Here is an 11,812-nt window from a genome sequence, read left to right as displayed (position 1 = left end):
GGTCGCCGGCCCACGACGCGGTGGCGTCGGGAGCGGCGCCGACGTCCGAGCCGGACGATCGTCGCGCCGACCAGGCCACGGTGAGCGCGCTGAGCGATGCGACGGCGGCCAGCGCGGCGAGGTACGCCTCGTGGTGTACGGGCGGCACGATGCGCAGCAGCGTGAGCACGCCGAGGGTGAGCGCGGCGGCCAACCACACCCGCCCGGTGGCCCGGACCGTGGTCGAGCGGGGCAGTACGGCCAGCAGCAGGGCGGGCGTGCCCACCAGCACGACGGTGACCAGGCCGAGCACCGGCCAGAGCCAACCCAGCCGGTCCCGTCCGAAGCCGAGCAGCACCTGATCGGTGAGCCAGCCACCGGTCTGGGTGGCCACCGTGACCGCGACGATCCAGCAGCCGACGAACACGGCCGCGACCACCGGCCACGGGGAGCTGCGGTGGCCGAGCCCGGGATGCGCAGGTTGACCATGCATCCGGAAACCCTACGACCAGCCCGAGCAGTCTCGAATCGAAGAACCGCGCAGATCTTGGACAGTTTCCGTCAGCCGCTGACGGAAACTGTCCAAGGTCTGCGGGCGGTCGACGTGAGTCGGAGGCGAGGCGGGGCGGGCCGCGAATGTTGACACGCTTCCGCGGCGGTTACGGTGGATGGGTGCGTGACCCCAACATCTCCCGATCCGTCGCCGGTCAGCTCTCGCCGGTCCGCCGTACGGCCGACCTGCGCCGACTCCGCGCCGAGCGCTTCGACGTGCTGGTCATCGGGGGCGGGGTGACCGGTGCCGGCGCCGCCCTGGACGCGGCGTCCCGAGGCCTGAAGGTGGCCCTGGTCGAGGCGCGCGATTTCGCCTCGGGCACGTCGAGCCGATCCAGCAAGCTCATCCACGGTGGGCTGCGCTACCTGGAGCAGTTGGAGTTCCACCTGGTCCACGAGGCGCTGACCGAGCGGGGCCTGCTGGCGACCCGGCTCGCGCCGCACCTGGTCCGCCCGGTGCCGTTCCTGGTGCCGCTGCCGGCCGGCCGGGGCCTGCGGGACCTGCCCGCCCGGATCTTCCGCCGCTCGTACTACGGCGCGGGCGTGGCCACGTACGACGCCTTCGCCGGTCTCTTCGGCGGTGGTCGGGGCATGCCGCTGCACCGGCACCTGACCCGGGAGGGGGCCCGGCGGATCTTCCCGAGCCTGCGGGCCGACGCGCTGGCCGGGGCGATCCGCTACTACGACGGGCAGGTCGACGACGCCCGGCTGGTCGTCACCCTGGCCCGCACCGCGGCGAGCCTCGGCGCCACCGTGGTCAGCAGCACCCGTGCCGTCGGGCTGATCCGGCAGGCGCGGGAGGTCACCGGCGTACGGGTCCGTGACCTGGAGGCGCCGGCCGGGTCCCCGGACGCCGAGTTCGAGGTGCAGGCCCGCACGGTCATCGCCGCCACCGGTGTGTGGAGCGACGACATGTCCCGGATGCTCAACGACGTGGGCCTGCGGCCCGGCGTCCGGGTGCGCGCCTCGAAGGGGGTGCACCTGGTGGTGCCCCGCTCGGCGATCACCGGCGAGACGGGGCTCATCCTGCGGACGGCACGGTCGGTGCTCTTCGTCATCCCGTGGGGCGGGCACTGGATCATCGGCACCACGGACACCGACTGGCGCCTGGACAGATCCCACCCGGCGGCCTCGGCCAGCGACATCGACTATCTGTTGGAGCAGGTCAACACCGTGCTGGACCGGCCGTTGACCACCGCCGACATCGAGGGCGTCTACGCCGGGCTGCGGCCGTTGCTGGCCGGTGAGGCCGACTCCACGTCGAAGCTCTCCCGCGAGCACGCCGTGTTCGAGCCGATGCTCGGGCTGCTGCTGGTCGCCGGCGGCAAGTACACGACGTACCGGGTGATGGCGTCCGACGTGGTCGACCGGGCCGTACGCCGGTTGGGTGGCGCCCGCGCGTCGCGTACCGCCGACCTGCCGCTGCTCGGCGCGGACGGCTACCCGGCGATGTGGCGCGACCGGGCCGACCTGGCCCGCCGGCACGGCGTGCCGGTGGGCGTGGTGGAGCACCTGCTGGAGCGGTACGGCACCCTCACGCTCGACCTGCTGGCGCTGATCGACGTCGATCCGCTGCTGGCGTCCCCGCTGGCCGGTGCTCCCGAATACCTGGCGGCGGAGGTCGCCTACGCGGCGCGGGCCGAGGGCGCGCTGCACCTGGAGGACGTGCTGACCCGACGGACCCGGATCTCCTTCGAGACCAGCCACCGTGGCCTGGAGTCGGCCGAGCACACCGCCGAGCTGATGGGTGCGGTGCTCGGGTGGGACGCGGCGAGGAGCGCCCGCGAGGTCGAGCACTACCGCGCGCGGGTGGAGGCGGAGCGGCAGTCCCAACTGATGCCGGACGACGCCGGGGCGGACGCGGCCAGACTCGGCGTACCGGACGTACGGGGTTACGCGGCGGATCGGGGTGACGACGACCAGGCGGAGCTGCGCCCCACGCCACGAGGACCGAAAAGTGACGTTACCGGGTGGTAACTATCGATACCGGCCCGGATGGTGGTTTCGAACGCTACCTACGGTGGGGTAGGTTTCCGCGCGTGCTGTACCGCGCGCGCCCCCGTCTCCTCACCCCGCTGCTTGCCCTGGTGCTCGCCGTCGCCCTGGCCGGGTGTTCGCTCTTCGGCCGCGATGACGCCGAGACGCCGGTCGCCCAACCGCCGGCCGGCTCGGCGGCCGGTGTGCCGGCACCCGAGATCCCGACGACGGTCGCCGCGGGCCAGGTCAGCCTGATCCAACGGCTCGGCGCCGACGCCCCGCTGCGCACGTTGAGCGTCGAGCGGGACGGCTCGTGGCAGTGCCTCGACTGTGCCGGCGACGGAGTCACCTCCCGGGGCAGGCTGGCCGCGGAGCAGACCGAACGCCTTCAGGTGCTGCTCGCCGACCCCCGGCTCGCCGAGGAGACCGACCAGGTCCGGCGGTACCGGACCACCTGTATCGACGCGCTGACGTCCAGCCTGCTCACCTCGTCCGGGCTGATCACCTCGCAGGACTGCCCGGGTGAGGAACGCCCGGCGGTGGCGGGGGAGGTCCTGTTGCTGCTCACCCAGGCGACGCCCGCCGAAGTCAAGGGCTGAAGCAGCCCCTCAGAGCACCTTGCCCGGGTTGAGCAGGCCGGCCGGGTCCAGTGCCGCCTTGATGGCCTGGTGCACCCGGACGCCGACCGGGCCGATCTCGGCCGCCAGCCAGTCCCGCTTGAGCAGCCCCACCCCGTGCTCGCCGGTGCAGGTGCCGCCCAGGTCGAGACCGAGCCGCATGATCTCGTCGAACGCCCGCCGGCCCCGCTCAACGCTCGCCGGGTCGGCGCGGTCGACGACGATGTTCGGGTGCATGTTGCCGTCCCCGGCGTGCCCCACCACACCGATCGGCACGTCGCAGTCCGCCGCGATCCGGGCCACCCCGTCCAGCAGCGCGGCGAGCGCGCCCCGCGGCACCGCCACGTCGTCGATCACCAGGCCACCGCTGCCACCGGGGTGGGTGTCGGCGGCGAACTTCTCCATCGCCGGGTGGGCGAGGCGGCGAGCCTGCAACAACGCCGCCGCCTCCACCGCGTCGGTGGCCGCGTAGACCTCCTCGGCGCCGGCCGCTTCGCACACCTGCGCCAGGGCCGCCAGGTCGTCGCCCGCCCGGCTGCCGGTGTCGGCGGCGGCCAGCAACAGGGCCTGCGCGTCGGTCCGCAGCCCCATCGGCTGGTACGCCTCGATCGCCCGCAGGTGGGTCTGATCCAGCAGTTCCAGCATGCTGGGCGTGAGGCCCCGCGCGGCGATCTGGGCCACCGCCGTGCCGGCCGCCGCCGTGGAGCCGAAGACCGCCACCAGGGTCAGCGAGTCGGCCGGGGCCGGCCGCAGCGCCACGGTCACCTCGGTGATCACCCCGAGGGTGCCCTCCGAGCCGACGAAGAGCCGCGTCAGGTCGTAGCCGGCCACCCCCTTGGCGGTACGCCGCCCGGTGCGCAGCACCTCGCCGGAGGCGAGCACCACCTCCAGGCCGAGCACGTACTCGGTGGTCACGCCGTACTTCACGCAGCACATGCCGCCGGCGTTGGTGGCCACGTTGCCGCCGATCGTGGACGACTCCCAGGAGCCGGGGTCCGGCGGGTACCAGAGACCCTGCTTGGCGACCGCCGCGGCGAGCGCGGCGTTGACCACGCCGGGCTGGACCACCGCGATACGGCCCACCGGGTCGATCTCCCGGATCTCGTCCATCGCGACGGTGCTGATCACCACCGCACCGTCCACCGCGTTCGCCGCGCCGGCCAGCCCGGTCCGCGCGCCCTGCGGCACCACCGGTACGCCGTGCCGGGCCGCCGCCCGAATCACCGCCACCACCTGCTCGGTGCTGCGCGGGCGGGTCACCACGAGGGGGACGCCGGCGGCGCAGAGGTCGGCCTCGTCGCGCTGGTGCAGGCGTAGCAGGTCCGGGTCGGTGAGCACGGCGTTCTCGCCCAGAGCGGCGCGCAGGTCGTCGAGAAGTCCGGTGGGGGCCATGCCGCCGAGGCTAGGTCGCCGACCACCGATCATCAACGCGGGCTAGCTTGGGCACCATGCTCTACCTGGACCGGCCGGCCTGGCCGTGGCGCGGTCGACTCTGGTCGCACCTGATCAGCGACGTCTCCTACGCCGAGTTGCACGCCTTCGCCGAGGCGCTGGGCGCACCCCGGCGCGGCTTCGACCGGGACCACTACGACATCCCGGCCGACCGGTTCGCGGCGGCGGTGTGGCTCGGGGCCCGGGTGGTGCCGAGCCGGGAACTCGTCCGGTTGCTGCGCGACGCCGGACTGCGTCGCCCGAAACACCTGGTCACGCCGGGATCGTCGGCGGCCCGGTGAGTGCGGCCAGCTCACGGCGCAGGTTGTCGTGGGCCGGCCGCTCCCACCGGTCGGCGAGCGGCGGCAGCCGGAACAGCGCGGGCAGCGCCAGCAGCCCGGTGAGCACGGTGGCCCGTCCAGCTCGGAAGGCCGACTCGGGCACGTGCGCGTACTCCCGCCTGATCGCCGCCGCGTAGCGGTCGTAGGCGGCCGGCGGCCCGGCCAGCACGGCGAGGTCCGCGTCGCAGAGCAGGGCGCCGTTCCGGTCGCGGGGCGCCACGGCGTGCCCGGCGGTGAGCAGGACCAGCCGGCGCACCTCGGCCACCGCGGGCGCCGGCACTCCGAGCCCGGTGAGCAGGTTCCCGGCCAGCGCGGCGCTGTCCCGTTCGTTGGTGTCGCCCGGGGCCCGCGGGTCGTAGACCGCGTCGTGGCACCAGGCGGCCAACCGGACCAGGTCGGGCCGGTCAGCCAGCGCGGCGTGCCGGTCCACCACATCGAGGACGACGCTCAGGTGCGCCACCGTGTGGTAGTGCCGGTGCGGCTCCCGCCACCGGGCGAGCAGCTCCTCCCCGGCCCGGGTGGAGCGCTCGTCGGGTCCCGCCCCGGCGTCGCGGGCCGCCGCCCGCCACCGGTCCAGCAGATCGGCCACCGCCCGAGTCTGCCGCATCCGTGCGCCGCACGCGGGCGGGAGGATTCAGGGGGCCCGCCACGGGTAGTCGCGCCCATGGCGGTGGCCCGGGACAGAAGACCTCCGATGGTGCGGCGTACCCCGCTGCGTGAGGGCCTGGTGGACGTCGACGGGGCGCGCATCGCCGAGGCCACCGAGCAACTGCGGCACCGCGGCCGGGCCACCCTGCACGACCGGCTGCACCGGGTGCGGATGGCGGGTGGGCTGGCCGTCCAAGCCGGGTTGGCGGCCGGTCTGGCGTACCTCATCTCGCACAAGGTGCTCGGCAATCCGCAACCGGTCTTCGCGCCGATCTCCGCGGTCGGCACGCTTGCCGCGTCGGTCGGGCAACGGTTCCGCCGGACCGTCGAGCTGATCGTCGGGGTGGGCGTCGGGGTGTTCGTCGGCGACCTCCTGATCTACTTCCTCGGCACCGGCGCGTGGCAGCTCGGCCTGGTGGTCACGGTGGCGATCCTGCTCACCATCTTCGCCGGGGCGAGCGTGGCCATCGTCATCCAGGCGGCGGCCACGGCGGTGCTGATCGTGACGTTGAGCCCGTCCACCCAGAACCTGGAGATCCCGCGCTTCGTCGACGCGTTTCTCGGCGGCGGCATCGCGTTGCTGGTGACGGCGGTCCTGTTGCCGCTGAACCCGCTCCGGGTGATCAACCGGGCGGCCCGCCCGGCGCTGGACCTGCTCGCCGCCCAGCTCGACGCCACCGCCGACGGGCTGCGCGACCGGGACCGGGCCGGCATCCAGCGGGCGCTGGAGCGGCTGCGCAACAACAAGGACGAGCTGGCCACCCTGGGCGAGGCGATCGAGGGCGCGAAGGAGACGGCCACCCTGTCGCCGGCCCGCTGGCACCGCCGCGGCGAGCTGATCCACTACGCGGAGGCGGCCGACCCGATCGACCGCGCGATGCGCAACAGCGGCACGCTGATCCGCCGGTCCGTCACCCTGATCGAGGACGACGAGCCGGTGCCGGACCCGATGCCGGACGCGATCCGCCACCTCGCCGAGTCGGTCCGGCTGCTCAAGCACGAGTTCGCGGCGGGCGAGGAGCCGCAGAAGGCACGGGAGCGCTCGCTGCGGGCCGTCAGCGAGGCCGGCCGGGCGTACGGGGCGGGAGTCGGCTTCTCCGGCAGTGTCGTGATCGCCCAGATCCGGACCACGGCGAGTGACCTGCTGGTGGCCTCCGGTGTCGAGCAGGAGGAGGCGAACCGGTGGATCCGGACGGCCTTCGGGGAGCAGGAACGGCCGGTCGGCGAACCGGCCGAGCCGGGCGAGGCGCCGAAGCCACCCACCGCCCCGCCCGTCGGCTGAGCGCGAGCAGCAGGCGCACGGTCCGGGCCTCGGCCACCTCTGCGGAGTCCCAGCCGGCGACCACGAACGAGACGATGCCGACCCGGGGCGCGTCGGGGCCGAACGTGCGCAACTCCACCACGTGCGGCAGGGCGGCGAGGCCGGCGCGCAGCCGGGCCAGCAGCGCCTGCTCACGGGCGGCCAGCGCGACCCGGTCGGCGTCGGCCAGCGCCGCGCACACCGCCGCCAGCGCCACCGCGCCCAGCAGATTCGGAGTGCCGCCCTCGTGTCGGGCCGGGCCGTTCGCCCAGGTCACATCGTGGGTCGCTGGCCCGACGTGGCTGGTGGCACCGCCACCGGCCAGGTACGGCGCGGCGGCGTCCAGCCAGTCCGCCCGGCCGATGAGCACACCCGCGCCGAACGGGGCGTACAGCTTGTGGCCGGAGACGGCCAGGTAGTCCACGTCGAGCGTGTGCAGGTCGACCGGGGCGTGCGGCGCGAGCTGTGCGGCGTCGAGGACGATCCGGGCGTTGTGCCGGTGGGCCACCCGGGCCAGCTCGGCGACCGGCCACAGCTCCCCGGTCACGTTGCTCGCCCCGGTCACGGCGACCAGCACCGGCAGCGCGGGGTTGCTGTCGCGGCGCAGCTCGGTGAGGGCGGCGGCGAGAGCGCGTACCGCCCCGGCCGGGTCGGCGGGTACCGACAGGCGCACCGAGCCGCGGGGCCAGGGCAGCAGGTTGGCGTGGTGCTCGCCCGCGAAGGTGACGACTGTCGTGCCGACGGGCAGCGCCCGGGCCAGCAGGTTGAGAGCGTCTGTGGTGTTCCGAGTGAAGATCACGTGGTCGTCGGCGCGGGCGCCGAAAAAGTCGCCGACCGTCTGCCGGGCCCGCTCGTAGGCCAGGGTGCAGCGCCGCGACAGCGCTCCCGCGCCGCGGTGCACGCTGGCGTACCAGGGAAGCAGTTCGGTCACCGCGTCGGCCGCGGCCCGCGCGCACGGCGCGGTGGCCGCGTAGTCGAGGTTGATCTCGCCGGGTACGCCGAGCACGTCGAGCGGCGCCAACGGGCTGGGCGCGACGGTGGGCAGGGCGGGCAGCGAGGGTACGAGGGTGACGGACACGCCGGAACCTCCGGGGTCAGGGACCCCGGGTGCGGTGTCGGGACGGGGTCCGCGCTTGCCCAGCACGCCGATCGGGCTGGGCCCGGTCATCACCCGGGGCACCCCACCGCGAACTCGACGAGGGTTGCCGGCCAGCAAGCCGGGGCTTGACGCTGGCGCTCGTGACCTGCCGGCAGCATAGCGGCTGTGGATGCGACCGGACCAGCCGGCGGGGGATGGCTACGCTGACCGCATGGCCGACACCCCGCCCGGTGCACCCCTGCCGTCGCCGCCCACGCCCGCCGATCCGGCTGTCGTCGCGGCGCCCCGGATGCCGCCGCGCCGACTGGTTTGGCTGCGGTTCCTGGTGCTGGCCGGGGTGGTGCTGTTCATCGCGGCGTGCGCGGTCTTCATGGTCATCACCCTCGGCCAGTCGCTGGGCCTCGACGCGCTGCTCATCGGGGTGGTCGCCGCGATCCTGCCGGTGCCGGTGCTGGTCGCCTGCTTCCTCTGGCTCGACCGGTACGAGCCGGAACCGCTGAAATACCTGATCTTCTGCTTCGCCTGGGGCGCGTTCGTCTCCACCGCCGCCTCGCTGAAGGTGAACGAGTTCGCCGCCGGGCGGTTCGCCGACTGGGGGCTGCCGGAGGCGCTGACCGGCGTGCTGGTGGCGCCGTTCATCGAGGAGCTGACCAAGGCCCTCGGTCCGATCCTGCTGCTGGTGTTCCGGCGTCGGGAGTGGTCCGGGATAACCGACGGCCTGGTCTACTGCGGGCTCTCCGCGGTCGGCTTCGCGATGGTGGAGAACATCCTCTACCTGGGCGGGTACGGCTATGCGGCTGGCGCCGACCGGTACGGCCCGGCGACCGGCACCCAGCAGGTGATCGCCATCTTCATCGTGCGGATCCTCCTGTTCGGGTTCGCCCATCCGCTCTTCACCTCGATGACAGGTGTCGGGCTCGGTGTCGCCTCGCGCACGGCCGACCGGCGGGTCCGCGTGCTCGCCCCCATCGCCGGCCTGCTGCTGGCGATGATGCTGCACGGCACGTGGAACCTGCTGCCGACGTTGACCCAGGCCACCGGCGAAGCGGTGATCATGCTGTACGGCTTCCTGGGCCTGATGGTGCCGGTGTTCTTCGGCACGGTCGGGCTGGCCGTGTGGCTGCGCGCCTGGGAGGGGCGGCTCACCGAGCGGACCCTGCCCGACTACGTGCGCGCCGGCTGGCTGAGCCCGCCCGAGGTGGCCGCCCTGAGCAGCCTGGGCCGCCGGCACGCGGCCCGCAGCTGGGCACGCCGGGTCGCCGGCGACGCCGGGGTGCGGGCGATGCGCGGGTACCAGCTCGCCGCGACGCGGCTGGCCCTGCTGCGCGACGGGACGCTTCGTGGTCTGGACCGTAAGCCCGCCGACCGGGAGCGGGCGGTTGCCGAGGAACGGCAACTGCTGGAGGCCATCACCGCGCACCGGTCGTTCTTCGTGGGGCGTGACCCGCAGGCGCCGGTGGGTGTCTGGGACGGCAGCCGCTACCACCTGCGGTTCCCGGACGGTACGCAGCGGCCGGTGGAAGCGCCCGACGAGCCGGTCGTGCCGATCCCGGTGGTGCTCGCCCCGCCGCCGCCCCCCATGGGCTACGCGCCGCCCGGTTGGCACGGCCTGCGCCCCCCGGCGCCGTGGCCGCCCGGTCACTCCTGACGGGCGCTGGCGGGGGTCAGGTCATCAGGGTGGTGAGGAAGTCACCGAGCCCCTGCGCCATCGCCATCAGCGCGGCTCCGATCCCCTTGAACATCTGCGCGGCCCCGTCCGGCCGGAACGCCATGAAGTAGATCAGGAACGCGACGCTGCCCCAGGCCAGCAGTTTCTTCACGAATACCGGCATCGTCCCTCCCCAGGGCCCACGGTCGCCGGCTGGCTTCCCACGCCACGGGCTGGCAAACGGCGCGGTGGCGCCCGCTGGCCAGGGGAGGTGCGTCAGAGATAGAGGCCGGTGGAGTCGTTCTCGACCCGCTCGGCGGCCACGGCGTGCACGTCGCGCTCCCGCAGCAGCACGTACCCGCGGCCGTGCAGCTCGACCTCGGAACGCTCGTCCGGGTCGAAGAGCACCCGGTCGCCGGAGACGATGGCGCGGACGTTCGGCCCCACGCCGACGGCGGTGGCCCACGCGAGGCGCTTGCCGACCGCGGCGGTAGCCGGGATGACGATGCCAGCGGTGGAACGGCGCTCGCCCTCGCTGCCGTCCATGCGTACCAGCACGCGGTCGTGCAGCAGGCGGATCGGCAGGCCGGAGTCGAAATCCTGGTCGGCGGTCACGGGGCAGACGCTACCGTGTCGCGGGGGACCGGCCGCTGGTGGTTACGTCCCTGGCCGTCCGGGGCATTGTGTGGCGGAACTGCCCTACGGTGTGGGGAACGGACGTATGCTGTCCGACCTGTCGCCGTGGGCGGACGACTCTTCTGCCAGGAGGTGCGCTTGAGCCGCTTCGAGCGGGTACGCGGGCGGCTGCGCCGCGCCTACCGGTCAGGACAGGAGTCGGTTCGCGCGGCTCAGGAGACGCCGAGCGACGCGCCGGAGACGGCCGGGGTGGCCTCGCCGGCCGTTCCCGGGCCCGCCGCTCCGGCGAAGGCCACGGTCGTCGGCGCGGAGCCTCCGGTGGACCTGCACAGCTCGACGTCCAGCCGGGACGACGCCGACGTGCCGCACGGGCTGCGGATCGCCGCCGCCTGGTGCTGGCGGCTGATCGTGATCGGCGTGGTGGCGTGGGCGCTGCTCCGGATCGTCGGCACGGTCCGGATCGTGATCATCCCGCTGGCCATCGCGTTGCTGCTCTCGGCGTTGCTCGCGCCGGCCGTGGGTTGGCTGCTGCGGGCCCGGTTGCCCCGTTCGCTGGCGACGGCCGTGGTGCTGGTCGGCGGTCTGGCGGGCGTCATCGGCACGCTGACCCTGGTGGTCAACGAGTTCATCCAGGGCGTACCGGAGCTGAGCGAGAAGTCCTCGCAGGGCGTCCGGCAGATCCAGAACTGGCTGAAGACCGGCCCGTTGCACCTGTCCGACACCCAGCTCGACCGCTACATCAACGAGGCGCAGGGCTGGATCAACGACAACACCTCGAAGTTCACCAGCGGCGCGCTGAGCACCGCGGCGACGCTGGCGGAGGTGCTGACCGGCACGCTGCTGGTGCTGTTCGCGACGTTCTTCTTCCTGCGCGACGGCAACAAGATCTGGCGTTTCCTCGTCCGGCTGCTGCCGGTGGCCGCCCGGTGGAAGGTCGACGACGCCGGCCGCGCCGCCTGGCAGACCCTCGTCGCGTACGTCCGCGCGACCGTGCTGGTCGCCTTCATCGACGCGGTCGGCATCGGCATCTTCCTGGTCATCTTCGACGTGCCGTTCGCCTTCCCGCTGGCGGCCCTGGTGTTCCTCGGCGCGTTCATCCCGATCGTCGGCGCGGCGCTCTCCGGTGGGGTGGCGGTGCTGGTGGCGCTTGTCGACAGCGGGCCGGTAACCGCGCTGATCATCCTGGGTGCGGTTATCGGTGTGCAGCAGGTGGAGGGCCACATCCTCCAGCCCCTCATCATGGGCCGGGCGGTGGCCATCCACCCGCTCGCGGTGATCATCGGGATCGCGGCCGGCGTGGTGCTCGCGGGCATCACCGGCGCGCTGGTCTCCGTGCCGCTGATCGCGGTGCTGAACACCGCCGTACGCCGACTGGCCGCCCGGACGGTCCCGGACACCCCACCCGACGCCGTCGTCGTCGCCGCGCAGGCCCCCTGACCGCACGAGCGGCGCGCCTCCCGCGCCATGATCACGCACGATCGTTGATGTAGTGGGGTGGCGGGGCGGGGGTGGGGCGGCATGCGTGTTTTTTGTGGTACTGGGGGGGGGGGTGGGGGGTTGACCAGTCTGTACTGAAGTGAGCCC

General features: G+C 73.7%; 10 protein-coding genes, 2 pseudogenes and 1 riboswitch. Of the genes and pseudogenes, 6 read left to right on the top strand and 6 right to left on the bottom strand.

The window, feature by feature from the left end; genetic code table 11:
- A pseudogene (locus AB0J68_RS15605) lies at positions 1-472 on the bottom strand (peptidase S8); the annotation flags it as partial.
- Between the two features lie 194 nt (positions 473-666).
- Between AB0J68_RS15605 and AB0J68_RS15600 the strand changes: the two are divergent.
- Both AB0J68_RS15600 and AB0J68_RS15595 read left to right on the top strand, forming a co-directional pair.
- Positions 667-2,508, top strand: coding sequence for a glycerol-3-phosphate dehydrogenase/oxidase (locus AB0J68_RS15600; protein WP_363939043.1), 1,842 nt, complete (start codon positions 667-669; stop codon positions 2,506-2,508).
- Positions 2,509-2,570: 62 nt separating this feature from the next.
- Positions 2,571-3,107: a hypothetical protein gene (locus tag AB0J68_RS15595; protein ID WP_363939041.1), complete on the top strand. Its 537-nt coding sequence runs from the start codon at positions 2,571-2,573 to the stop codon at positions 3,105-3,107.
- Between the two features lie 9 nt (positions 3,108-3,116).
- Here the strand turns inward: AB0J68_RS15595 and AB0J68_RS15590 are convergent, their stop codons facing one another.
- Complete coding sequence (locus AB0J68_RS15590; RefSeq protein ID WP_354861465.1) at positions 3,117-4,517, bottom strand: FAD-linked oxidase C-terminal domain-containing protein; 1,401 nt, start codon at positions 4,515-4,517, stop codon at positions 3,117-3,119.
- 56 nt (positions 4,518-4,573) lie between these two features.
- Here AB0J68_RS15590 and AB0J68_RS15585 point away from each other — a divergent pair, with 56 nt between their 5' ends.
- Positions 4,574-4,858: a DUF4031 domain-containing protein gene (locus AB0J68_RS15585; protein ID WP_355064446.1), complete on the top strand. Its 285-nt coding sequence runs from the start codon at positions 4,574-4,576 to the stop codon at positions 4,856-4,858.
- Here AB0J68_RS15585 and AB0J68_RS15580 read toward each other — a convergent pair.
- Complete coding sequence (locus AB0J68_RS15580; protein WP_363939038.1) at positions 4,830-5,486, bottom strand: metal-dependent phosphohydrolase; 657 nt, start codon at positions 5,484-5,486, stop codon at positions 4,830-4,832. The genes AB0J68_RS15585 and AB0J68_RS15580 overlap by 29 nt on opposite strands.
- 105 nt (positions 5,487-5,591) lie before the next feature.
- On the opposite strand from AB0J68_RS15580, the gene AB0J68_RS15575 reads away from it, so the two are divergent.
- Positions 5,592-6,827, top strand: coding sequence for an FUSC family protein (locus AB0J68_RS15575; protein WP_354861470.1), 1,236 nt, complete (start codon positions 5,592-5,594; stop codon positions 6,825-6,827).
- Between the two features lie 31 nt (positions 6,828-6,858).
- Here the strand turns inward: AB0J68_RS15575 and AB0J68_RS15570 are convergent.
- Positions 6,859-7,890, bottom strand: a pseudogene (locus tag AB0J68_RS15570) (aminotransferase class V-fold PLP-dependent enzyme); the annotation flags it as partial.
- Positions 7,891-7,969: 79 nt separating this feature from the next.
- Positions 7,970-8,090: riboswitch (SAM riboswitch) on the bottom strand.
- A 23-nt stretch (positions 8,091-8,113) separates the two neighbouring features.
- On the opposite strand from AB0J68_RS15570, the gene AB0J68_RS15565 reads away from it, so the two are divergent.
- Positions 8,114-9,592, top strand: coding sequence for a PrsW family intramembrane metalloprotease (locus AB0J68_RS15565; protein WP_354861471.1), 1,479 nt, complete (start codon positions 8,114-8,116; stop codon positions 9,590-9,592).
- 16 nt (positions 9,593-9,608) lie between these two features.
- Here AB0J68_RS15565 and AB0J68_RS15560 read toward each other — a convergent pair whose 3' ends face one another.
- The gene (locus AB0J68_RS15560) at positions 9,609-9,776 is read right to left on the bottom strand and encodes a hypothetical protein (RefSeq protein WP_354861473.1); all 168 of its coding nucleotides are present in this window, start codon (positions 9,774-9,776) and stop codon (positions 9,609-9,611) included.
- Between the two features lie 92 nt (positions 9,777-9,868).
- Positions 9,869-10,207: a co-chaperone GroES gene (locus tag AB0J68_RS15555; protein WP_354861475.1), complete on the bottom strand. Its 339-nt coding sequence runs from the start codon at positions 10,205-10,207 to the stop codon at positions 9,869-9,871.
- Positions 10,208-10,366: 159 nt separating this feature from the next.
- Between AB0J68_RS15555 and AB0J68_RS15550 the strand changes: the two genes are divergently transcribed.
- Positions 10,367-11,665, top strand: coding sequence for an AI-2E family transporter (locus AB0J68_RS15550; RefSeq protein ID WP_354861476.1), 1,299 nt, complete (start codon positions 10,367-10,369; stop codon positions 11,663-11,665).
- Positions 11,666-11,812: the final 147 nt, after the last annotated feature.

The organism is Micromonospora sp. NPDC049580, from assembly GCF_040675595.1.
Lineage (GTDB): Bacteria > Actinomycetota > Actinomycetes > Mycobacteriales > Micromonosporaceae > Micromonospora.
This window is presented reverse-complemented; position numbering and strand designations above follow the sequence as displayed.